Below are 25,745 nucleotides of genomic sequence, written 5' to 3'. Positions count from 1 at the left end.
TCCACCCCGTGAGGCATACGCCGGCAGCGCGCCGGCGTGTGCCTCACGGGCGGTCTCCACTGGGCACGACGACACCGGCCACCGCGGCCGGCGCAGGACAAGGAGCATCTCTTGACCCACTACGACGTGATTGTGGTCGGCGCCCGGTGCGCCGGGGCTCCGGCCGCGATGCTGCTCGCGCGCGCCGGCTACCGGGTGCTCATGGTCGAGCGCGGCACCTTCCCCAAGGACACCCTCTCCACGCTCTACATCCATCAGCCCGGCGTCGCCGCCCTCGCCCGGTGGGGCCTGCTGCCCGCGGTGGTGGCCACCGGCACCCCCGCCCTCGACCACGTCCGCTACACCCACGGCGACATCCGCCTCGACGGCTGCTCCTGGGCCGCCGACGGGCAGCGCGCCGCCTACGCGCCCCGCCGCTACCTGCTCGACCCGATCCTCGCGCAGGGCGCCGTCGACGCGGGCGTCGAATTCCGCGAGAACTGCTCGGTGAGCGACCTCGTCTTCGACGGCGACCGCGTCGTCGGCGTCCGGCTCGGCTCCACCGGCACCGTCGAGCGGGCCACCCTCGTCGTCGGCGCCGACGGCATGCGCTCCACCGTCGCGGCGAAGGCCGGCGCCCCGCTCGTCGTCGAGGACCCCACCTCGACGTGCGCCTACTACTCCTACTGGTCCGGCCTCCAGCCCGGATTCAGGCTGTACGACACCCCCGGGCACTGGGTCGGCACCGTGCCGACCAACGACGGGGCGACGCTCGTCGCCGGCTACCTCCCCCAGGAGCAGTTCCACAGCGTGCGCGGCGACGCGCTGAACGCCCTGCTCACCAACGTGGAGAAGACCGCCCCCGAACTGCGGGAGGAAATGGCGGGCGGCGCCCGCCTGGAACGCGTCTACGGCACCGGCGACCAGCGCAACTTCTTCCGGCGGGCCGCCGGGCCCGGCTGGGTGCTCGTCGGCGACGCCGCCCACCACAAGGACTCGATCACCGCGCGCGGCATCACCGACGGCTTCTACCAGGCCCAGCTGCTCGCGGACTGCATCGCCGACGGCCTCCACGACCCCGGCCGGCTGCGGACGGCCCTCGACACCTACGCCGAACAGCGGATGGAGGCCCTCACGCCCGAATACCGCGCCACCCTCAAGACGGCCCGGCTGGACCCGCCCGCCCACCACCTGGACCTGCTGCGCGCCATCGCCACCAGCCGCGAACTGACGGACCGGTACTTCTCCACACTGTCCGGTGTCTGCCCGATCGACGAATTCGTCACCCCCGAACTGCTCGACCTGATGGAAGAGATGGACATGGAAGGAATGAAGGGATGACCGACGGGACCACCGGGAACGACCGGCTGCCGCTCACCTTCGGGCAGGAGCTCATCCGGTCCGGACACCGGCAGGAGGGGGCGTACGGTCACCACCCGGTCATCGCGCTCCGGCTGACCGGCACCCTCGAGCGGGCCGAACTCACCGGGGCCCTGCGGCTCCTGGCGGCCCGGCACGAGCCGCTGCGCACCACGTTCACCGAGGCCGGCGGCCGGCCCGTGCAGAAGGTCTGGCCGGCCGGGCCGCTGGAGCTGGAGTCCGCCGACCTGGCGGCGCTGGCCGCACCGGAGCGCAGCCGCGGGCTCGACGCCCGCATCGCGGAACTGGCCGCCAGGCCGTACGACCTCGCCTCCGGCCCGCTGCTGCGCTCCCTCCTGGTCCGTCTCGGCGCCGACGAGCACGTACTGGTGCTGAGCGCCCACCGCATCGCCGTGGACGCCCGCTCCCGGGCGCTCGTCATCGCCGAGCTGACCGAGCTGTACGCGGCCGCCGTGTCCGGCGAGGCCGCCCGGCTGCCCGAACTCCCGGTCCGCTACGCGCAGTACGCGGCCGAGCAGCGCGCACGCGTCACCGAGGCCGGACTCGCCGCGCAGCTGGAGCACTGGCGCGGCCACCTCGCCGGCCTGCCCGCTCTGCGGCTGCCCACCGACCGGCCCCGCTCCCGGGCCCGCAGCGCGGCCGCCGCCCGCCACGAGTTCCGGATACCGGCCGGGGCCGCGAAGGGCCTCACCGCGGCGGCCGAGGCACACGGCGGCACGCTGTTCGCCGGCCTCTTCGCCGCCTGCCAGGTGCTGTTCTCCCGGCACACCGGCCAGGAGGACCTGGCCCTGGGCACCCTGGCGGACGGCCGCCCCCAGCCGGTGCTCGACGGCCTGGTCGGGGCGTTCGACAACACGCTCCTGCTGCGCGCCCGCGTACGCTCCGAGGCGCCGTTCACCGAGCTGCTGGCGCAGACCTGCGCCACCCTCGCCGAGGCAGCCGCCCACCAGGACGTGCCCTTCGAGCAGGTCCGCACCGCCCTGGGCGAGGGCAAGGACGCCGGCGACACCCCCGACGTACAGGTGATGGTGGTGCTGCGCGCCGCCGCAGGGGCGGCCGGGCCGGTGCAGGCGCCGGGACTCGCCGTACAGGCCTTCCCCGCGCCCGGCGTGCCCGCCGAGTACGACATCACCGTCGAGTTCACCGAGACCGGCACGGGCGAGCTGGCCGGCGCGCTGGAGTACGACGGTGCCCTCTTCGACGCGGTCACCGTCGAGGTGCTGGCCCGCCACCTCTCCGTGCTGCTCGGCGCCGCCGCGGCCGCCCCGGCCACCGCCGTGGACGGACTGCCGCTCGCCGACGAGGAGGAGCTGCGCCTCCTCACCACCGAATGGGCCGTCAACCGGGCCGAGTTCCCCTCCGAGAGCTGCGTCCACGAGCTCGTCGCCGAACAGGCGCGCCTGCGCCCCGACGCCGTGGCCGTCAGCGCCGGACTGGAGACGCTGACCTACGCCGAGCTGGACGCCCGCGCGAACCGGCTGGCCCGCCTGCTCGTCGCCGACGGGGTCCGGCCCGGCACGTTCATCGCCGTCTGCCTGCCCCGCGGCCCCGAGCTCATCACCGCGCTGCTCGGCGTCCTGAAGGCGGGCTGCGCCTACCTGCCGCTGAACCCCGACTACCCTGGGGACCGGCTGAGCTTCATGCTCTCCGACGCACAAGTGCCGCTGTGCCTCACCGAGTCCTGGCTGACCGGCAAGCTGCCGTCCGACGGAACGCGGATGATCTCCCTGGACGAGCAGGACGAGGCCCTCGCCGCCCAGCGGTCCGGGGCCCCGGCCGTCCTGGTCACCGCCGACGACCCCGCGTACATCATGTACACGTCGGGCTCCACCGGCGCGCCCAAGGGCGCCGTCATCGGACACCGCTCCGTCGTCCGGCTGTTCCGCAACGCCGACTGGGTGTCGCTGGGCCCGGACGACGTCATGGCCCAGGGCTCGGACGTCACCTTCGACGCGGCCACCCTCGAGATCTGGGGCCCCCTGCTGGCGGGCAGCCGGATGGTCGTCATCGACAAGGACACGCTGCTGGATCCGGCGGAGCTCACCGCCGCACTGCGCCGGGGCGGCGTCACGACCCTGTTCGTGACCACCGCCGTCTTCAACCAGATCGCCGCCGCCGACCCGTACGCCTTCGGGGCGCTGCGCCACGTGCTCTTCGGCGGCGAGGCGGCCAACTCCGTCCGCGTCGCCGAGGTGCTGGCGGCCGCGCCGCCGCAGCGGCTCGTGAACCTCTACGGACCCACCGAGACCGCCGTCCTCGGCACCTGGCACCTCATCCGCGAGGCCGACGAGAACATGCCCGTCCCGATCGGCCGCGCCGTCGCGAACACCACCGCGTACGTGCTCGACGAGCAGCTGCGGCCGGCTCCGATCGGGGTGGCCGGCGAACTGTTCATCGCCGGCCCGGGCGTCGCCCAGGGCTACCTCAACCGGCCCGGACTGACCGCGGACCGCTTCCTCGACAACCCGCACGGCGAGGCCCCGGACCACCGGATGTACCGCACCGGCGACCTGGTGCGCTGGACCAGCGCCGGCGTCATCGAGTACGTGGGCCGCGCCGACCACCAGGTCAAGGTCCGCGGCTACCGCATCGAGCCCGGCGAGATCGAACTCGTCCTGCAGCAGCACCCCGAGGTCGGGGTGGCGCTGGTCCTGGCCCTGGCCGACGGAGAGCACAAGCGCCTCGTCGGCTACGTGACCCCCGCCGCCGCGGGACACCGCCCGCAGCCGGCAGAGCTGCGGGAGTTCGTCTCCGCCCGGCTGCCCGTCCACATGGTGCCGTCCGCGCTCGTGTGCCTGGAACGGTTCCCGCTGACCCCGAGCGGCAAGGTCGACCGCAAGGCCCTGCCCGCACCGGAGCACGCCGCCGCCCCCGCGGGTGCCCGGGAGCCCCGTACGGGCACCGAGCGGCTGCTCGCCCAGATCTGGTCCGACGTGCTCGGCATCCCGGCCGTCGGCGTCACCGACAACTTCTACGAGCTGGGCGGGGACTCCATCCTCGGCATCAGGGTGGTCGCCCGGGCGAAGAAGGCGGGGCTGGTGATCTCCGCCAAGGACGTGTTCCGCAAGCAGACGATCGCCGAACTCGCCACCACCGCGGTGGCGGCGGAAGCCGCCTGAGGCCCTCCGCCCGCCCCCTGCCCACCTCCGTCGAAGACCTTTACCGTGCCGCGGACCTCCGGGTCCGCGGCCCTGGAGGAGACATACCGATGACTGCCCCCACCCTGCCGGCGGCCGACCTCGCCGACCCGGCGGCCCTGGCCGATCCGGCCGCCTACGACCTGACCGACCCGCAGACCTTCGAGGACAACGACCCGCACCAGCTGTGGCGGCCCTTCCGGGCGCACAACCCGGTCTTCTGGCACGCGGCCCGGGACGGCAAGCCCGGATTCTGGGTCCTCACCAAGTACGACGACATCATGACCGCCTACCGCGACAACAAGCGGTACACCTCCGAGCAGGGCAACGTGCTGAGCACCCTGCTGCTCGGCGAGGACTCCGCCGCGGGCAAGATGCTCGCCGTCACCGACGGCCCGCGCCACCGCGAGATCCGCAACCTGATGATGAAGTCCTTCTCGCCGCGCGTCCTGGCCCCGGTCGTGGAGAACGTCCAGAAGCTCACCGACCGCCTCGTCTCCGAGGCCGTCGAGCAGGGTGAGGTGGACTTCGTCACCGCCGTCGCCGACCGGATCCCCATCCACAGCATCGGCGACCTCATGGGCATCCCCGCCGAGGACCGCGAGCAGCTCGTGGACTGGAACGCCCAGACCCTGTCGCGGTACAGCGCCGACGACGGCGAAGAGGTCTCGCTGATGGCGCGCAACGAGATCGTGCTCTACATCTCCGGCCTGATGGCCGAGCGCCGCCGCAATCCCGGCGAGGACGTCCTCAGCACGCTGGCCACCGCCACGATCGACGGCGAGCCGCTCAGCGAGGAGGAGATCATCTACAACGCCTACAGCCTGATCCTGGGCGGCGACGAGTCGAGCCGGGCCACCGCCTCCGGCATCGTCCACGCCTTCAGCCAGTACGAGGACCAGTGGCGCCGGCTGAAGAACGCGGAGGTCACCCTGGAGAGCGCCACCGAGGAGGTCATGCGCTGGACCACGCCGACCATGCACTTCGGCCGGCACGCCCTGGTGGACATCCCGATCCGCGACCACGTCGTCAAGGCCGGTGAGATCGTCACCCTGTGGAACAGCTCGGCCAACTTCGACGAGGACGTCTTCGCCGACCCGTACACCTTCGACCTGGCGCGCACGCCCAACAAGCACGTCAGCTTCGGCCACGGACCGCACTTCTGCCTCGGCGCCTACCTGGGCCGTGTCCACATGATCTCCATGCTGGAGTCGCTGCGCACGCGGGTCGCCGACATCGAGCTGCTCGCCCCGCCCACCCGGCTCTTCTCCAACTTCGCCAACGGCCATGCCACCCTGAAGGTCCGCCTCACCGGCGAACGCTCGGCCTGATGGCCGTCCGGAACATCGCGGAACGGTGCTCCAACCGCTAGAAGCAGTGGCGGGGCACCGCCCCCGGCACGACAGGGCCCCGCCCTGCCGGGCAGCCGTCACCCTCGCACCGCTCCCGATGCGGGCGTGACACGTTGACGACGATTGCCGTGCGGCTGTTCACCGTTGGCACTGCAGAGCGTCGGCCCCTGCAGCGATGACCTCGGCGAGCCGGTTGGCGAAGTCCGCGTTGCAGCCTCCGAGCCGGACGAAGCCGTGGCCGGCCACCGGCCCGTCGTTGGACAGGGAGGGAAGGGTCAGGTCCGCGAGCGCGAGCGCCGCCTGGAGGTTGGTGACGGCCTCTTCGCCGGCCTGGTAGGCGGAATCCTGGTGCCGCTTGTACCTGGTTCGTTCGAGGTGGGACATTTCGTACGCCATGCTGGTGATCTCTCGTGGTAGACGTGGGAGGTGACGCGCCGGAGCGCGTCGTGGATCCGGTTCGGCCCGGTCCGGTCCGTCGAGGGGTGGCCCCGGCCCGGTGCGCAGCGCCCGGGCACACGGCTCCCGTGCGCGCCGCGGGCCCTGGCCGCGGTGCGAGGGGACAAGGACACGGACCGTCGGGCCGAGTCTGTGCACGGCCCGTGACTATCGGTTTCGATCTTCGTTTCAAAGGTGCAGGCGAGCACTTTTGTGACGCGTGGGGAAGGAGTGGGTTGTCAAGGAAGTTAGCGGCTGTCACCGCCCCCGCTCTTCGCGGTCGCCGCCCACGGAATGCTCGGCCCTCTCGCGTCGCGGTCCGTCGGCGCCCGTCTCGCGGGAGCTCACCGACCCGCGCCGAGCACACGACCCGGGAACCCCGCGACCCACTGTCCAAGCCGAGGACCGCAGCTCTGACCTGCGTTGCAGATGACACCGCCGCAGGCGTACGGCCGTCATGCGCCGTACCCCAATCCACGTCCGCTGGACGCAGAGCGGACGGCCTCCTCCGCCACGGAGTAGCGGGGAGGGACGCCCTCCTGGCCGCGCCCGGCCGTGGCCGCCTGCCCGAGCACCGAGGTGGGCGGGGTCCGGTGCCGTGGCGCAGCTTGGCGGGGCGGGCGCGTGAGGGTGATCTGGCGGACCAGCTGCTGGAAGCAGGCCAGCGCCGCCACCGCGGGAAGTGCGGACGAGGTCGCGGCAGCGATCGTTCTGGGCGCCTGGGCCACGCACAGAAGCGTGGCCAGGGTGGAGAACAGCAGCACGATGGACCACGAATGCAGCGCGCGGCGCTGGTGCAGCGCGGATCTGAGGATGGACAGGGAGGCGACCATCCAGGGGCCGTAGATCAGCAGGGGCCACCAGCCGACCACTTCGCGGGCCGTATGGAGTCCGGCGCTGTGGCGCAGGGCGTCACAGATGGCCAGCCCGCTGAGGATGCTCACCACGGCGGCGATGACGGCGACCAGCAAGGCGGTGAACAGGCTGCCCGTTCGCAGCAGGGTCACGACCGGCGACTTCGACGGGCTCCGGCGGTGCCCGCTGGAGGCCTGCTTGAGCGGCCGCTCGGCAGGCGTGTGCTTCAGCCCCGCTACGAGGCCGAGGGCGCTGACCGTGTCACCGGCGTCGTCGAAGCCGACGCGGCTGCAGGCCTCCGGCTGCCCGGGCAGCGCGCTCTCCTGGAGAAGGATGGCGAGCTCTTCCGCAGGGTCCCACGGCCGGGCCGGCTCACCGGGCCCGCCGAGCGGTTGCCCGGGGCAGTGCTGCTGTACGTGGTCCGGCCGGCGCCAGAACGCGGGGGTGTCCGGCTGAGGGTGGGGGCCGTGGATGTCTGGGTATCCGTACGGCTCAAACACAGGAGTTGCCGCCCGAGTGCTCGTCGACGGGCGCCGTGGACGGTGCGGTGCTTCCCGACCTCCGGTCGAACTCGACCTGGAGCACGCTCATCGTATGGAGGAAGTCCTCAAAGATCGAGGACGAGTAGCTCAGATCGATCTCCAGGCTCTCGTGTTCCAGGGTTGCGTTCCTGGCCTCGCTGCATCCGGTTGCGCGTGGGGTGAAAGTCCACTTTCCGATCCGGGTGGCCCCGGCGTGAAAGCTGCCTCCCTGTCCGTCTTCTTCCGCAGGCTTGCGGAAGAAGACGGGGAGCTTTGCTGTTGTCATATTCCATAAACGCTATCGGCGTTGGTCAGGGTGTGCGCCATCCGGGTGATGGTGGCAAATGAACAGGTGTTTCCTGCCGTTTATCGGTTCTGCAAACACAACAAGAGTTCGGTAGCGGCGCCCTGCCGCGCCGCCGCGCCGCAGCTCAAGGAGCGATGAGCGGCAGGCTGGAGCGGGTCCCGGGTCCCGGGTCCATCGGACCCTCACCCCTGACATCCGGTCCGCCGCGACGGCGGACGGGTCACACGTATCCACTCCCGCCACGGGCCGCCCTCCGGCATGTCCCTCTCGTCCGGCCGCCCCGGTCGCCGACTGATCATCAGTTGAAAGACTGAGATGCCAACGCTGGGCCGATTGGCTGCGCATGGCTGCAATCGGCAGGGAGGGCGCAACTCTGCATATGCCCCTGCGTTATGCCCGACGATCGCCGGGGCTCCGGTCGTGTGTGCCCCTTCCCTTGCATCATCAGCCTTCGAAAGGACCAGCCGTGGGAAACATCCTCCTGTGGATCGTGCTGATCTCTGCCACAGTAGGCACAGGTTGCACTGCGTTGACGTCATCGGGGACCGGCCGTCTGTGGCACGTGGACACCCTTGAACTGAAGCGCCATCAACGCTTCAAGCACGTCCTGTCCCGTCATGTGGATGCCATCCGGCTGTCTCGCCAGGAAGTCGCGGCACCGGTGCAACCGGGAGAGAGGCCCGCAGGCGTCTCGGCCTGCGTGGGCGAGGATCCGTTCCCGATCGTCCACGAGTCGTGCCGGCCACCCTTCCCGCGAGGCCTCTACGGCGGTGCCCCTCCCCGCCGCCGGCCGAGTCCACTCGCCGAATGACCGCAGATCCGAGGCCCCGCGGCTCCGAGGCGGGGCGTGTCATGCCGGCGCCCCGGGTGCTGAAGGCCCTGCACCGTGGCGCGGTCGCCGACCGGGCTCGCCAGGTGATCCCAGCCGCAGTGCCGCGCTTTGGCCAATATCGCTGAATATCTCAAAAACCCCGGCAATCCGCACGCGGCCGGTCGCATAAAACCCCGGCAATCCGTACATTGCTGGCTCTCGCCGCGATATGAAAGCACGCTAAATTGCCGCGGCCTGTCTAATTCCCGTTCGACGTACTTCCGTGCTACGTATTTGGAGGAATGGCGAGAAGTGTCAAGAATAAAAGAAATATCATCCTTCTTGTTCTGAGGGGGTCTCTGGTCGTCAATTCGCAAGGGGCTGCCACCCTTCCCTGGGGCGCCCCCCGACAGCAAGGTCTATCCGTCCCACCGCGTGCGGCTACGAGAAGGGCTGGGTGAGCATGGCCCCCTACGGTGACCGATCCGATCGAGGCCCCTGGGCAGCTGTCCGGCGCCGTGTCCGGCTGGCCGCAGTCCGGGTGGCGAGCGCAGTGCGGGCAGCGCTGATGCGGATGACGCGCCGCCTCGCCGAGGCGGGCACGGCCGGCACGGTCGGCTCGTCCCGGACGGAAATATGCTCGACCCAGGTGCTTCAGGACGAATACAGGGCGGGTTTCTCCCTGCCCTCGCCCCGTCCGACGAGGGCCGCGAGCGACCTCCACGAATGTCCGTGGTGCCTGTCCCTCAGGAATCCCGGCACTCCCGGCCCGCCCGACGCCGCCGAGCACTGACGGAAATGGATCCGAGCCGGCCGTCGTGATCAAAATGCCCAGCCGCCGGCCGTGGGTGCGGGCCGCCGGGTCAGCGGCCGCTGCCCACCAGCGAGGCGGCGGCGAAGGCGCGGAGGTCATCCGCGATGGCCCGGGCCACCTCGTGCTCGGAGGACTGGAGGTAGAAGTGGCCGCCCTCGAAGAAGCGCGCCGTGAAGGCGGCCGCCGTGTGCTCGCTCCACCGCAGCAGCCCCTCGCGCGGCACGTTGAAGTCCTGCGCCCCCGAATACGCGTGCAGGGGGCAGGCCAGCCGGGAGCCCACGCCGCCCCGATAGCCCTCCGCGGCCTTGAAATCGGCGCGCAGGGAGGGCAGGACCGCCGCCATCAGGTCCTTGTCGGCCAGCAGCTCCGGCGGGGTGCCGGCCAAGTCGGAGATCGACGAGGCGAGCTCCTCGTCCTCCATGCGGGACAGGCCCCGGCTCAGGTGGATGGCGGCCGCGGGCCGGCCCGAGACGATCACGCCGATCGGCGCGCGGTCCGGGTGCAGGCGCTCCAGCCGCAGGGCCACCTCGTACGCCACGATCGAGCCCAGGCTGTGCCCGAACAGGGCGAGCGGCCGGTGCGCGCGGGGGAGCAGGGCCTCGACGACCTGGTCGGCCATCTCCCCGATGTCCTCGATGCAGCGCTCGCCCAACCGGTCCTGGCGGCCCGGGTACTGCACGTTGAGCACCTCGGCGCTGTCCGACAGGGCCGCCGACAGGCTGTAGTAGCCCGTCGCCGAACCGCCCGCGTGCGGGAAGACGACCAGCGTCGGGGCTCCGGCCGGCGGCCGGTGGTAACCGCGCAGCCAGCCCGTCGGGTCGGAGCCCGAGCCGTAGGGTCGCTTCATCGCCGGTCTCCGTTCTCCGCGGGCCCGTGGGACCCGGAGGTGTCCGAGGGGGTGCCCGCGAGCAGGTGCGGCCCGGCGTCCGCGAGGGAGGCGCAGCCGGTGAGGGCCAGCGCCAGGCCGAGGTCGGTCAGCAGGCAGCGCAGGACGTGCTCGACGCCGGCCCGGCCGCCGAGCCCGAGCCCGTACACGTACGGCCTGCCGTAGAGGACGGCGTCCGCGCCCAGGGCCAGGGCCTTGACCACGTCACTGCCGGTCCGGACCCCGGAGTCCATCAGCACCGGTACGTCCGGGCCGACGGCCGCGCGCACCGCGGGCAGCGCGTCCAGGGCGGACACGCTGCCGTCGAGCTGGCGGCCGCCGTGCGTGGAGACGACCACGCCGTCCGCGCCGTGCTCCAGCGCCAGCCGGGCATCGTCCGGATGCAGGATGCCCTTGACGAGCAGCGGCAGCCGGGTCAGCCCGCGCAGCCAGGCCAGGTCCGCCCAGGTGAGGGTCGGGTCGGTGGAGATCTGCGCCCAGCGCAGCACGGCCGCGGTGGCGTCCGCCCCGGCCGGCAGCCCGGCCAGGAACGCGGGATCGCTCGTGAAGTTGGCGATGCCCGTCCCGCGCAGGAACGGCGAGTAGCCGCTGTCGAGTTCGGCCGGACGGAAACCGAGGTGGGTGGCGTCGACGGTGACCACGATCGCCGTGTAGCCGGCGGCCTCGGCGCGCCGCACCAGCGACTCGCCCACCGCCCGGTCCGAGGGCAGGTACAGCTGGAACCAGCGCCGGTGGTCACCCGCCTGCTCGGCCACCTCCTCCAGCGTGCGGGAGGCGAAGCTCGACAGCACCAGCGGCACTCCGGCCGCCGCGGCGGCCCGCGCCGTGGCCGACTCGCCCTCGGGATGGGCCACTTGCTGCGCGGCCAGCGGCGCGAGCAGCACCGGTACGGGCAGTTGCTGCCCGAACAGCGTCACCGAGGTGTCGGTCCGGCGGGTGCCGCGCAGCATCCGCGGCACCAGCTGCCGGCGGTCGAAGGCCGCGCGGTTGGCCCGGCCGGTCGCGCCGGAGCCGGCGGTGCCCGCCACGTACGCGTAGCCCTCGGGGGACATCACCGCACGGGCCGCGGCCTCCAGCGCGGTCGGGTCGGTGGGCAGCGCCGGGGTGCGTCCTTCGAGGCCGCCCAGCAGGATCTCCCGTACGAGGTCGGCGAGGGGCTCCCCGGCCGGGGCGGCGGGGACCTCCGGTTCCGCGGCGGGGGGAGCGGCGGCGAGCCGTGACAGGTCCTCGCGGACGCGGCGGGTGAGCAGCGGCCCGGTCTCCCCGGGCCGTTCGACGAGCGAGAAGTGCCCGCCGGACAGCGTCACGACCGTGTGCCCGTTCCTGCCGTGCCGGGCCCAGTCGCCCATCTGCTCCAGGGAGTTCTTCGGGTCGGACGCCGCCAGGAGCACGGTGAGGGGGGCCGCCACGGCTGCCCCGCCGGCGCAGCGGTAGCGCATCAGGGCCCGGTGGTCGGCGCGCAGCAGGCGCAGCACCTCGCCGACGATCTCCGGGTCCCGCAGCAGCGGTTCGGGGACGCCCCCGAGCCGCCGCAGCCCGGCGACCAGCTCCTCGTCGCCGACGCCGGTCAGGTCGGGCTCCTCCCAGTCCTGCGCGGGGGGCCGGGCCGCCGAGACGAACAGCCGGGCCACGGTGCCGCGTTCCTCCAGGAGCCGGGCCGTCTCGAAGGCCACGAGGGCCCCCATGCTGTGGCCGAGGAGGAAGAGCGGCAGGTCGGAGTGGGCGGCGAGGGACGCGGCCACGCCCGCGGCGAGCTCGCCGATGTCCTCGGAGCAGGGTTCGGCGCGCCGGTCCTGGCGGCCGGGGTACTGGACGGCGAGCAGCTCGATGTCCTCGGGCAGCGCGGCGGACAGCGCCGCGAAGGCGTTCGCGGCCCCGCCCGCGTGCGGGAAGCACACGAGGCGGGCGGTCGCGGACGGCCGGGCGTGGTAGGTACGGATCCACCGGGAGGGGTCGACGGGCCCGTTCGCGGGCCCGGTCGACCGGGTGGCACGGCCGGCCGGCGGAGCCGGCGCGGCCGTCGGGGTGTTGGTCATGCCCACGCGGAGTGATCCTCCTTCATAGAACCCAGTTCGGTCAGCAGCTCGCGCAGCCGCTCGCTGACGACGGCGCTCTGCGCCTCGCTCAGCGGCCGGTCGGCGACCGCGGCCTCCAGCCGGGCGATGTCGGCGAGCAGCGCCACGGTGACGCCGGCGCCGTTGCCGGCCGTGTCCGCCGGGGCCGCCGCGCCCACGGCCGGCTGAGCCGCCGGTGCGGCGGTGGCTTCCGCGGCCGTTTCGGCGGCCGTCTGCGGGAGCTGCTCCCGCAGGTGGACCACCAGTTCGGCCGGGGTCGGCCAGTCGTAGATGAACGTGGCGGGCAGCTTGACGCCCGTGGCGACGGCGAGCCGGTTGCGCAGCTCCACCGCCGTGAGCGAGTCGAAGCCCAGCCGGTCGAACGCCCCGTCCCGGTCCACCGCCGCGCCGGAGGTGTGCCCGAGGACGGCCGCGACCTCGTGGAGCACGGCGTCCAGCAGCCGGTCCCCGGTCAGCGAGGCCTCGGCGGCCTCCGCCCGCGCAGCCCCGGGCGCGGACCGCGCCCCAGCGGCGCCCGCCCGGGCGGGCACCAGGCTCCGCAGCAGGGCCGGCACCGCCGCGCCCTCCGCGATCCGGGCCCGCAGCCCGTCGAGGTTCCAGCGCGCCGCCACCGCCACAGGACGGTCGCGGCGCACCGCGGCGTCCAGCAGTTCGAGCCCGAGCTCCGAGGTGAGGGGAGCCACGCCCACCCGCGCCATGCGGGCGACGTCCGCGTCGGTGAGACCGGCGCCCATGCCGCCGGCCCCCTCCCACAGGCCCCACACGACGGAGACGCCGGGGCGGCCGACCGAACGCCGGTACTCCATCAGTCCGTCGAGGAACGCGTTGCCGGCCGCGTAGCCGGCCTGCCCCGGAGAGCTGAGCGTTCCCGCGAGGGAGGAGAAGACGACGAACGCGTCGAGGCCGAGGGGCTCGGTGAGCGCGTGCAGGTTGAGTGCCGCGTCCACCTTCGGACGCAGGGTCCGCTCCAGGCTCTCGGCGGTCATCGAGGTGAGCAGGCCGTCGTCCAGGACGCCCGCCGCGTGCACGACCCCGCCGAGGCGGACGCCGTCGCCGGCCAGCCCGTCGAGAGCCGCGGCGAGCGCGGTCCGGTCGGCCGCGTCGCAGGGCACCGTACGGACGTCCGCGCCCCGGGCGCGCAGCTCGGCGATGTCCCGGGCGGCGTCCTCGCCGGGCAGCCCGCGGCCCATCAGGACCAGCTGCCGTATCCCGTGCTCCGCCACCAGGTGGCGGGCGGCGAGCCGGCCCAGCCAGCCGAGACCGCCGGTGATCAGGACGGCCCGGGTGGTGTCCCAGCGCTCGTTCTCGTCGGCCAGGTCCAGCACCACCTTGCCGATGTGCCGGGCCTCGCTCAGGTAGCGGAAGGCATCGGGTGCCCGGCGCAGGTCCCAGGCCGCCACCGGCGGTGCCTGGAGCGCGCCCCGCTCGAACAGCCCGAGGAGGTCGGTGAAGATCTCCTGGATCCGGTCGGGACCGGGATCGCGGACGTCGTACGTCCGGTACGTCACCCCGGGGTGCGCGTCGGCCACCTCGGCGGCGTCGCGCCGGTCGGTCTTGCCCATCTCCAGGAACCGTCCGCCGCGCGGAAGCAGCCGCAGCGAGGCGTCCGCGAACTCCCCGGCGAGGGAGTTGAGGACCACGTCGACGCCGTCGCCCCCGGTGGCACCGAGGAAGGCCTCCTCGAAGTCCAGGGTGCGGGAGGAGGCGATGCGCCCGTCCGCGACCCCCGCGGCACGCAGCGCGTCCCACTTGGCGGGGCTCGCCGTGGAGTACACCTCGGCGCCGAGGTGGCGGGCGATCTGGATCGCCGCCGTGCCGACGCCGCCGGCGCCCGCGTGCACGAGCACCGATTCGCCCGCGCGCAGGCCGGCCAGGTCCACCAGGCCGTAGTAGGCGGTCAGGTAGGTGACGGGAACCGCCGCGGCCTGCCGGAAGGACCAGCCCTCCGGGATCCGGCACACGAACCGGCGGTCGGTGACCGAGGTCGGGCCGATGCCGTAGAACAGACCCATCACCCGGTCGCCGGGCTTCAGATCGGTGACTCCGGGGCCCACTTCGAGGACGGTGCCGGCGCCCTCGCCGCCCTGCCCCGAACCGCCCGCGTGCCCGTCCACGGACGGCGGGATCACCCCGAGGGAGAGCAGGACGTCGCGGAAGTTCAGGCCGGCGACCCGCATCCGGATCCGCACCTGGCCCTCCTCCAGCGGGGCCGCCGCCTCCGGCCAGGGCTTGAGGGCGAGGTTCGCGAAGGTCCCCTTGGCCACGTAGTCGAGGTGCCAGTGCGGGGTGTCGGCCGGCGGCCGCAGCACGGTGTCCGCGTCCTGCGCGGCGAGCGAGGGACGGTGGGCGGTGCCGCCGCGCAGGGCGAGCTGCGGCTCACCCGTGGCGAGCGCGGCCGCCACGGCCCGCCGGGAGGCGGGGGTGCCGTCCTCGTCGAGGACCGTGAACCGGTCGGGGTGCTCGGCCTGCGCGGAGCGCAGCAGGCCCCAGACCGCGCGGTGGGCGAGCTCGCCGGGGTGCTGCTCTCCGCCCAGCGTGACGGCGCCCCGGGTGAGGACCGCCAGCCGGGTGCCGGCCAGCCGCTCGTCCTCGACGAGGAGCCGGACCGTTTCGAGGACCTGGTGCAGGGCGGTGCGCACGGCCGCCCCGGTGTCCGGCGCGCCGCCGCCCGCGGAGGGCGGGCAGGGCAGGACGAGCAGCTCGGGGGCGCCGACCCCGGCGGAGAGCGAGTCGGTCAGGGCCGGCAGGCCGGACAGGGCTGAGCCGAGGCCCGGTTCGGAGGCGTCGTCGGAGCCGTCGCCGTCGGAGCCGTACGCGCCGAGCAGCGTCCAGCGGTGCGTCGCGGGCGCGGGCGGCAGTTCGGCCAGCTCCTCCCACGTCGGCAGCAGCAGTCCGTCGCGCGGTGCGTCGTGGGAGTCCACGGCCTCCGCCGGCAGCGGGCGCAGGGCCAGCGAGCCGATCGAGGCGACCGGGCGGCCCGAGCCGTCCGCGACGTCGATGCTCACCGCGTTCGCGCCGGACGGCGCGAGCCGGACCCGCACGACCGCGCCGGCGGGGCCGTGGGTGCGGACGCGGGACCAGGCGTACGGCAGGAAGGTCCGCTCGCCGCCGTCGCCCTCGTCGATCAGGCCGCCGAGCGCGATCGGGTGCAGGGCCGCGTCGAGCAGCGCCGGGTGTAGCCCGTAGGCGTCGGCCCGGCCCTCACCGGGGAGTGCCACCTCCGCGAAGAGTTCCGGCCCGCGCCGCCACACGGCGCGCACGCCGCGGAAGACGGGCCCGTAGGAGAGGCCCTTGGCGCCGAGGGCGGCGTAGAGCTCCGGGACCGGTACGGAGACCGGCTCGGCGCCCTCCGGCGGCCACACCGGGGCCGGGTCCGCGACCCGCTCCGGCGCCGGGCCGGAGGCTTCGGGGAGGACCGAGCCCCGGGCGTTGCGGGACCAGCCCTGCCCGTCGGCGTCGTCCTCGGGACGGGAGTGGACGGCGACGGCCCGGCTGCCGGAGCCGTCCGCGGCGGCCAGGGACACCCGCAGCCGGACCTCCCCCTCCTCCGGGATCAGCAGCGGTGTCTCCAGGAGGAGTTCCTCGACCAGGTCGCAGCCCGCCTCGCGGGCGGCGCAGGTCACCAGGTCCAGCAGCGCGGTGCCGGGCAGCAGCACCCGCCCGCCGACGCGGTGGTCGGCCAGCCACGGGTGGCGCGCCAGGGAGAGCCGGCCGGTCAGCAGCAGGCCGCCGCTGTCCGGCAGTTCGGCGGAGGCGGTCAGCAGCGGATGTCCGACGGCGGTGAGTCCGGCGGAGCTCACGTCGCCGGTCCCGGCCGGCAGGTCGATCCAGTACGGCCGGTGCTGGAAGGCGTACGTGGGCAGCTCCACCCGGCGCGCCCCGCGGCCCGCGAACACGGCGGCCCAGTCGACGTCACCGCCGCAGGCGTGCATCCGCGCGACCGCCGTGAACAGCGCGGTCACCTCCGGCAGGCGCCGCCGCAGCGACGGGATCAGCGTGTGGCCCGCGGAGCGGCCCCGGTCCACCTCCTCCAGGCAGTCGGCGGCCATCGAGGTCAGATCGGTGCCCGGCCCCACCTCCACGAAGCGGGCGCAGCCCAGCTCCGCGAGGGCGCCCACACCGTCCTGGAAGCGGACGGCGCGGCGCGCGTGCCGGACCCAGTACTCCGGATCCGCGAGCTCCTCCGCGCCCGCGGGCCGGCCCGTCAGGTCCGAGACGAAGGTGAGCTCTGGTTCCCCGAACGTCAGCCGCGTGACCACGGCCCGCAGCTCCGCCATCGCCGGTTCCATCAGCGGCGAGTGGAAGGCGTGGCTGACGCGCAGCCAGGTGGCCTTCCCGCCGGCCGCCTCGACGCCCGCGACCACGGCGGCCAGGGCCTCCCGGCCACCCGAGAGCACCGTGGCGGCCGGGCCGTTCACGGCCGCGAGGGAGACCAGCTCCTCGTGCCCCGCGAGCAGGGCCGTCGACTGCTCCTCGGAGGCGCGCAGGGCCACCATCGCCCCGCCCGACGGCAGTTCCTGCATGATCCGGCCGCGTACGGCCGTCAGCTCGGCGGCGTCCGCCAGCGAGAGGGCGCCCGAGGTGTGCACGGCCGCGAGGGCGCCGACGGAGTGCCCGAGGACGGCGTCGGGCCGGATGCCCCACGACTCCAGGAGGCGGAACAGGGCCACCTCGAAGGCGAAGAGCGCCGGCTGCGTGTACCGCGTCCGGTTCAGCAGCTCGCCCTCCGGGCTGTCCTCGGCCGCGAGGACCACCTCCCGCAGCGGCTGCTCCAGGTGCGGATCCAGGGCCGCGCACGCCTCGTCGAAGGCCGCCGCGAACACCGGGAAGGTCTCGTACAGTTCCCGGCCCATCCGGGCGCGCTGGGAGCCCTGACCGGCGAAGAGGAAGGCGGTGCGGCCCTCCCCGGCCGTCGCGCGGACCACGTCCGGCCCCGGTACGCCGTCGGCCAGCGCGCGCAGCCCGTCGAGCAGTTCGTCGCGGTCCTCGGAGAGCAGCACCGCCCGGTGCGGGAGGTGGCCGCGGGTGGTGGCCAGCGAGAAGCCCACGTCCAGCAGCTGGTCGCCGTCCGCCTCGGTCAGGTGCCGGTACAGCCGGTCGGCCTGCGCGCGCAGCGCGGACCCGCCGGCCGCCGACAGCACCACCGGTACGGTCGGCAGCGCGGCCGGCCGCCCGGCGGGGGCCGGCTCCTGCGCGGGCGCCTGCTCCAGGATGACGTGCGCGTTCGTACCGCTGATGCCGAAGGAGGACACCGCGGCCCGGCGCGGCCCGTCGCCCCGCTCGGGCCACGGGATCGTCTCGGTCAGCAGGGAGACGGCGCCGCTCGACCAGTCCACGTGCGGGGTGGGCTCGTCCACGTGCAGGGTCCGCGGCAGCAGCCCCTCGCGCAGCGCCATCGTCATCTTGATGACCCCGCCGACCCCGGCGGCGGCCTGGGTGTGCCCGATGTTCGACTTCAGGGAGCCCAGGTGGAGCGGCCGGTCCGCCGGACGGGCCCTGCCGTAGGTGGCCAGCAGCGCCTGCGCCTCGATCGGGTCGCCCAGCGCGGTGCCCGTACCGTGCGCCTCCACGGCGTCGACGTCGGCGGCGGTGAGACCGGCGCCGGCCAGCGCCTGGCGGATGAGCTGCTCCTGCGCGGGGCCGCTGGGCGCGGTCAGCCCGTTGCTCGCGCCGTCCTGGTTGATGGCCGAACCGCGGACCACCGCCAGCACGGGGTGCCCGTTGCGGCGGGCGTCGGAGAGCCGCTCGACCAGCAGCAGACCGGCACCCTCGGCCCAGCCGGTGCCGTCCGCGGCGGCCGAGAAGGCCTTGCAACGGCCGTCGGCGGCGAGCCCGCGCTGCCGGCTGAACTCCACGAACGGCATCGGCGTCGCCATCACCGTGGCACCGCCGGCCAGCGCCATCGAGGACTCCCCGCGCCGCAGCGAGGCGCAGGCCAGGTGGAGCGCCACCAGCGAGGAGGAACAGGCCGTGTCGACCGTGATGGCCGGGCCCTCCAGCCCGAAGGTGTAGGCCAGCCGCCCGGAGGCCACGCTGCCGGCGCCGCCGACGCTCAGGAAGCCCTCGTACTCCTCCGGGGCGGGGGAGAACCGGTTCATGTAGTCGGCGTACATGGTGCCCACGAACACACCGGTGCGGCTGCCGTGCAGCGTGGCCGGGTCGATGCCCGCGTGCTCGAAGGCCTCCCACGCGGTCTCCAGCAGCAGCCGCTGCTGCGGGTCGGTGCTGTGCGCCTCGCGCGGCGAGACACCGAAGAACTCGGCGTCGAACTGCGCGGCCTCGTAGAGGAAACCGCCCTCCCGGGTGTACGAGGTGTGCGGCCGGTCCGGGTCGGGGTCGTACAGGCCCGCCAGGTCCCAGCCGCGGTCGGCGGGGAACGGCCCGACGGCGTCCACCTCGGCGGTGGCCAGTCGCCACAGCTCCTGGGGGGAACGGACGCCACCCGGGTAGCGGCAGGCCATGCCCACGATCGCGATCGGTTCGTGCTCGCGTTCGGCGAGGTGGGCGTGGTCGGCCTTGAGCCGCTCGTTCTCCTTCAGCGCGGCCCGCAACGCCTCGACGACCTGCTGTTGGGTTGTGGAAGCCATCCTGTTCTCTCCGTACTTCCCTGTTGGGGGCCCCGTTGGGGGCTGGGGGTGGGTCGGGTGTCTGGGTCGGGTCCGGAACGGGTCCGGGGGCCGGGGCCCGGGCGGGGGGTCAGCCCTCGCCCAGGGCCAGGCGGACCAGGTCGTCGGCGCTCATGGTGTCGAGCGCGCTCTCGCCGTCCGGCAGGTCCGTGCCGTCGGGACCGGCGGCGCCGTTCACGGATTCCCCGGGGGTGTCCTGCGCCGGGACGTCCGGTACGAGCGCGGCCCGCAGCCGGTCCGCGAGGGCACCCGGGGTCGGGTGGTCGAAGATGAGGGTGGGCGGCAGCTTGACGCCGGTCGCGGCCGTCAGGCGGTTGCGCAGCTCGACCGCGGTCAGGGAGTCGAAGCCCAGGTCCTGGAACCGGCCGTCGGCCGGCACCCGGTCGCGGCTCGAATGGCCCAGTACGGCCGCCACTTCGGCCCGTACCGCTTCGAGCAAGAGGTGACGGTGCTCCCGCCGGGGCGCCCGGGCCAGCCGCTCGCGCAGGTCGGCCGCCGTGTCCGGGGCCGCCGGAGCACCGCCCGCGCGGCGGGCCGGAGCCAGCCCCCGCAGCAGGACCGCGACCGCCTCCGGATCCGCCGTCCGCAGGTCGAGGTGGGCGGCCGTCAGGACGGCGGCGCCGGAGTCCACGCCCGCGTCGAACAGGGCCAGGCCCTCCTCGGCGGTCAGCGCCCCGATCCCGGAGCGGGCCAGGCGCTTCAGGTCCGCCGCGCCCAGGTCGCCGGTCAGGGTGCTCTCCTGCGCCCACAGGCCCCAGGCCAGGGACAGGGCGGGCAGCCCCGCGGCCCGGCGCCGCTGGGCCAGGGCGTCCAGGAAGGCGTTGGCCGCCGCGTAGTTGCCCTGTCCCGCGGATCCCAGGGTGCCCGCCAGCGAGGAGAAGAGGACGAAGGCCGACAGCTCCAGGTCCCGGGTCAGCTCGTGCAGGTGGAGGGCGGCGTCGGCCTTGGGCCGCAGCACCCCTTCCATCCGCTCCGGGGTGAGCCCGGCGAGGACGGAGTCGTCGGTCACGCCCGCGGCGTGGACCACCGCGGTCAGCGGCCGGCCGGCCGGTACGGAGGCCAGCAGGGCGGCCACGGCGGCCCGGTCGCCGGTGTCGCAGGCCGCCACGGCCACCTCGGCGCCCAGCGCTGCCAGTTCGGCCGTGAACGCCTCCGCGCCCGCAGTCGCCGCACCGCGGCGGCCGGTCAGCAGCAGCCGCCGCACCCCGTGGTGCTTCACCAGGTGCCGGGCCAGCAGCCGGCCCAGCGTGCCCAGACCACCGGTGACCAGGACGTGGCTGTCGGCTCCGAAGGCCGCCGGGGCGTCCTCGGTGACGGCGGGCCGGTGACCGCGCAGGGCCGGTGCCGAGATCCGCCCGGCCCGTACCGCCAGCTGCGGCTCCCGCGCGGCCAGGGCCGGTACGAGAGCGCGTACGGACTCGGGCCGCCCGTCGGTGTCGACGAGCGCGAACCGGCCGGGCTGCTCCGACTGGGCGGAGCGGATCAGGCCCCAGACCGCCGCCGCGGCGGGATCCGGGTACTCGGTGTCCGCGACCGCGACCGCGCCCTCGGTGAGGAAGGCGAGCCGGGAGTCCGCGAACCGCTCGTCGGCCAGCCAGCGCTGGGCCGGCGCCAGGGCGGTGAGCACGGCCCGGCCCGACCCGGCCGGGACGGCGGGCACGCAGGCCACGACCACGGAGGGCACCGGAGCTCCCCCGTCGACCGCGCCCTGCAGCCCGTCGAGGCCGGGGTAGGCCCGGACCGCCACACCGGCGGCCCGTACGGCGTCCACGACCTCGGAGTCCGCGCCGCCCAGGACGGCCCACGGGCCGGCCGGAACGGGAGCGGTCCCGCGCAGCGGGGACCAGTGCAGGTCGAACAGCGCCGCCCCGTGCACCGGTCCGGCGGCGGCCGGGTCCGCCCGCAGCTCGCGCACGGCGAGCGCGTCGGCGGTGAACACCGGGGCACCGGACAGGTCCGCGATCAGCAGGGAGTAGCTGTCGCCCGCGCCCCGCCGCATGCGGACCAGCAGTTCCGTCGCGCCGGACGCCCGCAGGGTCACACCGCTCCACGCGAAGGGCACCAGCAGCCGGTCCCCGGCCCCGGCCCCGACGAGCGCGGTGTGCAGGGCCGCGTCCAGGGCGGCGGGGTGCAGACCGAAACCGTCTGCGTGCGGGCCGGTGGCGCTCGCGGGGAGCACCACCTCCGCGTAGAGGTCGCTCCCGTGGCTCCACACGGTCCGCAGGCCCTGGAAGGCGGGACCGTACGCGTATCCGCGCTCGGCGAGGCGGGCGTAGAGGTCGCCGACGGGTATCTCCGTGGCTCCCTGCGGCGGCCAGACGGCCGGCACGGCCGCGTCGTCGGGCGCGGAGGCCTCGTCGGCCAGCAGCCCGGAGGCGTGCCGCTCCCATGGCGCGTCCGGCAACCCCTCGGGACGCGAGTGGAGCGCGAGGGTGCGCGTCCCGTCGGGCCCGGGGGCGCCCACCATCAGCTGGACGGTGACGCGCTCGTCCAGTGGCAGCGGCTGTTCGAGGGTGAGCTCGGCGACCTGCGCCGCGCCCGCCCGCCGGGCCGCGTACAGGGCGAGCTCCACGACGGCCGCGCCCGGCAGCAGCGGCCGGCCCAGGATGGCGTGGTCCGCGAGCCACGGGTCGGCGTCGGCGTCGAGCGTGCCGGTGAACAACCAGCCCTGGCCCGCGGCGAGTTCGACCGTCTGGTCCAGCAAGGGGTGCCCGCCGGCCGGCCTCGGCGCCACAGGGGCGGCGGGAGCGCTCAGCCAGTAGCTGTCGCGCTGGTAGGGGTACGTCGGCAGGGCGACGGCCCGGCCGCCGGGCAGGAACCCGCCCCACGCGATGTCCGCGCCGCGGACGTAGGCCTGGGCGAGCGCGGCCGCGAGGGTCAGGGCCTCGGGGCGGCCCTTGCGCAGCAGCGAGGCCGTGGTGACCGGCTCCCGGGTCTCCGGTTCTCCGGAGGGCAGGATCGTACGGGTCATGGCGGTGAGGACGGGGTCGGGGCCGAGCTCCAGGTAGGTGGTGACGTTCTGGTCCTGAAGGAACCGGATGCCGTCGTGGAAGCGGACCGTGTGGCGGAGGTGTTGGACCCAGTAGTCGGGGTTGGTGAGTTGTTCGGTGGTGGCGGGTTGTCCGGTGAGGTTGGAGATGATGGGGATGGTGGGGGTGTGGTAGGTGAGGGTGGCGGCGGTGGCGCGGAACTGGTCGAGGATGCCGTCCATGTGGGGTGAGTGGAAGGCGTGGCTGACGTCGAGTTGTGAGGTGCGTCGGCCGTTGTTGCGCCAGGTGGTGGCGAGTTGGTGGGCTGCGTTGTGGTCGCCGGTGATGACGGTGGAGTGGGGGCCGTTGACGGCGGCGATGTCGAGGTGGCCGTGGTGAGTGGGGAGGGTGTTGAGGATTTCGGTTTCGGTGGCTTCGATGGCGATCATGGCGCCGCCGGTGGGGGCGGACTGCATCAGACGGCCACGCACGGCCACCAGGGTGCAGGCGTCGTCCAGGGAGAGGACACCCGCGACGTGTGCGGCGGCCAGCTCGCCCACCGAATGGCCGAGGAGGTAGTCGGGGGTCAGCCCGTAGTGCTCCACCAGCCGGAACAGGGCGACCTCGACGGCGAACAGCGCGGGCTGCGTGTACTGCGTCCGGTTGAGGAGAGCAGCCTGCTCGCTCCCCTCGCCGGCGAGGACCAGCTCCTTCAGCGACAGACCCAGGTGGGCGTCCATCCGCGTGCAGACGGCGTCGAGCGCCTCGGCGAACGCCGGGTGGGTCTCGTACAGTTCGCGGCCCATGCCGGGACGCTGACTGCCCTGCCCCGTGAACAGGAACGCGAGTCCGCCGGCTCCGTTCGTCCTGCCGGAGTCCCCGGTCACCAGCTGCGGTACGGACTCGCCCCGGGCCAGCGCGTCCAGGCCCGCCAGCAGACCCGCCGGGTCCTCGGCGAGGACGACCGCACGGTCCGGGAGCGCCGCCCGTGTGGTGGCCAGCGCGTGACCGATGTCCAGGTGCGCGAGGCCGAAGCCGCCCTCCGTGCCGGCCTCGGCGGCGAGCCGCCGCAGCTGGGCCGCCCGGGCGCGCAGGCCCTCCGTACCGCGGCCGGAGACCACCCAGGGCAGCTGGGCGGGGGTCACCGGGTCGCGGGACCCCGTGGCCTCCGCGGCGGGGGCCTGTTCGAGGACGACGTGGGCGTTGGTGCCGCTGATTCCGAAGGAGGAGACGGCGGAACGGCGGGGCCGGTCGGTCTCGGGCCACGCGGTCGCCTCGGTGAGGAGGGACACCGCACCGCTCGACCAGTCCACGTGCGGGCTCGGCGCGTCGACGTGCAGGGTGCGCGGGAGCGTGCCGTGGTGCATGGCCATGACCATCTTGATGACGCCGCCGACGCCGGCGGCGGCCTGGGAGTGGCCGATGTTCGACTTGAGCGAGCCGAGGTGCAGCGGACGCTCCGCGTCGCGGTCCTGGCCGTAGGTGGCGAGGATGGCCTGGGCTTCGATGGGGTCGCCGAGGGTGGTGCCGGTGCCGTGTGCCTCGACGGCGTCGACGTCGGCGGGTGAGAGTCCGGAGGCGGCGAGGGCCTCGCGGATCACGCGCTCCTGGGAGGGGCCGTTGGGGGCGGTGAGTCCGTTGCTGGCGCCGTCCTGGTTGACGGCGGATCCGCGGATGACGGCGAGGATCTCGTGGCCGTTGCGGCGGGCGTCGGAGAGCCGCTCCAGGAGCAGGACGCCGACGCCCTCGCTCCACGTCGTACCGTCCGCGGAAGCCGCGAACGACTTGACCCGCCCGTCGGGCGCCAGCCCGCGCTGGCGGCTGAACTCCACGAAGGGCCGCGGAGTGGCCATGACGGTGGCGCCGCCCGCCACGGCGAGTGTGCACTCGCCCTGGCGCAGGGCCTGCGAGGCCAGGTGCAGGGCGACGAGGGAGGAGGAGCAGGCCGTGTCGACGGTGATGGCCGGGCCCTCCAGCCCGAAGGTGTAGGACAGCCGCCCGGAGGCGACGCTGCCGGCACTGCCGGTGCTCAGATAGCCCTCGTACTCGACCGGAACCGCGGACAGGCGGGAAGCGTAGTCGTCGTACATCGTGCCGACGAACACGCCGGTGCGGCTGCCGCGCAGGGTGGCCGGGTCGATGCCCGCGTCCTCGAAGCTCTCCCAGGCGGTCTCCAGCAGCAGCCGCTGCTGCGGGTCGATCGCGAAGGCCTCCCGGGGAGAGACGCCGAAGAACTCGGCGTCGAACCGGTCGGCGTCGTAAAGGAACCCGCCGTGCCGGGTGTAGCTCTTGCCGGCCCGGGTGGGGTCCGGGTCGTAGAGGTCGTCGACGTCCCAGTCGCGGTTGGCGGGGAAGGGGCCGATGGCGTCGGTGCCGTCGGCGACGAGCCGCCACAGGTCCTCGGGGGAGCGGGCGTCACCGGGGTAGCGGCAGGCCATGCCGACGATCACGATCGGGTCGTCCTGGCCGACGCCCGCGCCGGCCGCGGCCTGCCGGACCGGCCGGGCGGCGGCCTCACCGGCGATCTTGGCGAGCTCGGCGACGACGAAGTCGGTGAGCGCACCGGGCGTGGGGTGGTCGAAGACGGCGGTCGCGGGGACCGCGACACCGCTGTCCGAGGCCAGCCTGCGGCGCAGCTCCATACCGGTGAGGGAGTCCATGCCCAGCTGGATGAAGGGCCCGCTGTCGTTGACGGCGGCGGGGCCCGCCAGACCGAGCACGGCGGCGACGGTGGTCCGTACGAGCTCACCGGCGGCCCGCCGGCGGTCGGCCGGGGGCAGTTCGGCGGTGCGCTCGGCCCAGGAGGAACCCGTGGCCGCGGCGGCGCGGCGGCGCGGGGCGCGGACCAGGGTGCGCAGCAGGGCGGGCGCGGACCGCTCCGGGGAGCGCAGCGCCTTGAGGTCCAGCTCGATCGGCACCAGCTCCGGCCGGCCGGCGGTGAGCGCGGCGTCGAAGAGCTCCATGCCGCGTTCCGGGCTCAGCGGAAGGATGCCCTTGGCGGCCCACCGCTTGATGTCGGCCTCCGAGAACTGCGCGGCCATGCTGCCGGTACTCGTGTCCCAGAGTCCCCAGGCGAGGCTGGTGGCGGGGAGGTTGTGGTGGTGGCGGTGGTGGGCGAGGGCGTCGAGGTAGGTGTTGGCGGCGGCGTAGTTGGCTTGGCCGGGGTTTCCGATGAGTCCGGCGATGGAGGAGAAGAGGATGAAGTGGGTGAGGGGGAGGTGGGAGGTGAGTTGGTGGAGGTTCCAGGCTGCGTCGGTTTTGGGGTGGAGGACTTGGGTGACGTGGTGGGGGGTGAGGTTGTCGAGGGTGGCGTCGTTGAGGGTGCCGGCGGCGTGGATGACGGCGGTGAGGGGGTGTTGGGTGGGGATGGTTTCGAGGAGTTGGGTGAGTGCGTCCCGGTCTGTGGTGTCGCAGGCGGTGATGGTGATGTGGGCGCCGGCTGTGGTGAGTTCGTTGTGGAGTTGGGTTGCGCCGGGGGCGTTGGGGCCGGTGCGGCTGGTGAGGTGGAGGTGTTTGGCGCCGTGGTGGGTGACGAGGTGGCGGGCGAGGATGTGGCCGAGTCCGCCGGTGCCGGGTGATGAGGATGGTGCCTTCGGGG

10 protein-coding genes are annotated in these 25,745 nt (G+C 74.1%); 3 read left to right on the top strand and 7 right to left on the bottom strand.

The window, feature by feature from the left end:
- Window positions 1–111 precede the first annotated feature (111 nt).
- From RIU97_RS10165 to RIU97_RS10155, 3 genes are all read left to right on the top strand, one after another.
- On the top strand, window positions 112–1,320 hold the full coding sequence (locus tag RIU97_RS10165; protein ID WP_404955393.1) for an NAD(P)/FAD-dependent oxidoreductase: 1,209 nt from the start codon (window positions 112–114) through the stop codon (window positions 1,318–1,320).
- Window positions 1,317–4,478, top strand: a complete 3,162-nt coding sequence (locus RIU97_RS10160) for a non-ribosomal peptide synthetase (RefSeq protein ID WP_404955391.1) — start codon at window positions 1,317–1,319, stop codon at window positions 4,476–4,478. Before RIU97_RS10165 ends, RIU97_RS10160 begins: the two co-directional genes overlap by 4 nt.
- Before the next feature lie 89 nt (window positions 4,479–4,567).
- A complete protein-coding gene (locus RIU97_RS10155; protein ID WP_404955389.1) occupies window positions 4,568–5,827 on the top strand; it encodes a cytochrome P450 in 1,260 nt (419 codons plus the stop codon).
- Between the two features lie 159 nt (window positions 5,828–5,986).
- Here RIU97_RS10155 and RIU97_RS10150 read toward each other — a convergent pair whose 3' ends face one another.
- The 7 genes from RIU97_RS10150 to RIU97_RS10120 all read right to left on the bottom strand — a co-directional run bounded on the left by RIU97_RS10150 (window position 5,987) and on the right by RIU97_RS10120 (window position 25,698).
- Window positions 5,987–6,244, bottom strand: coding sequence for a hypothetical protein (locus RIU97_RS10150; RefSeq protein WP_404955386.1), 258 nt, complete (start codon window positions 6,242–6,244; stop codon window positions 5,987–5,989).
- Window positions 6,245–6,738: 494 nt separating this feature from the next.
- A complete protein-coding gene (locus tag RIU97_RS10145; protein ID WP_404955384.1) occupies window positions 6,739–7,638 on the bottom strand; it encodes a hypothetical protein in 900 nt (299 codons plus the stop codon).
- Window positions 7,631–7,945 carry a hypothetical protein gene (locus RIU97_RS10140; protein ID WP_404955382.1) on the bottom strand — a complete coding sequence of 105 codons (315 nt, stop codon included), beginning with the start codon at window positions 7,943–7,945 and terminating at the stop codon, window positions 7,631–7,633. The genes RIU97_RS10145 and RIU97_RS10140 overlap by 8 nt, the downstream gene beginning before the upstream one ends.
- A gap of 1,695 nt (window positions 7,946–9,640) precedes the next feature.
- Complete coding sequence (locus tag RIU97_RS10135; protein ID WP_404955379.1) at window positions 9,641–10,438, bottom strand: thioesterase II family protein; 798 nt, start codon at window positions 10,436–10,438, stop codon at window positions 9,641–9,643.
- Entirely contained in the window at window positions 10,435–12,513 is a 2,079-nt protein-coding gene (locus RIU97_RS10130) for an alpha-hydroxy-acid oxidizing protein (protein WP_404962804.1), read from the bottom strand. The genes RIU97_RS10135 and RIU97_RS10130 overlap by 4 nt, the downstream gene beginning before the upstream one ends.
- Window positions 12,510–19,139: an SDR family NAD(P)-dependent oxidoreductase gene (locus RIU97_RS10125; RefSeq protein ID WP_404955377.1), complete on the bottom strand. Its 6,630-nt coding sequence runs from the start codon at window positions 19,137–19,139 to the stop codon at window positions 12,510–12,512. The genes RIU97_RS10130 and RIU97_RS10125 overlap by 4 nt, the downstream gene beginning before the upstream one ends.
- Window positions 19,140–19,248: 109 nt before the next feature.
- Complete coding sequence (locus RIU97_RS10120; protein WP_404962803.1) at window positions 19,249–25,698, bottom strand: type I polyketide synthase; 6,450 nt, start codon at window positions 25,696–25,698, stop codon at window positions 19,249–19,251.
- Between the last annotated feature and the right edge of the window lie 47 nt (window positions 25,699–25,745).

The organism is Streptomyces sp. 147326 (genome assembly GCF_045000215.1).
Taxonomy (GTDB): Bacteria; Actinomycetota; Actinomycetes; order Streptomycetales; family Streptomycetaceae; genus Streptomyces.
This window is presented reverse-complemented; position numbering and strand designations above follow the sequence as displayed.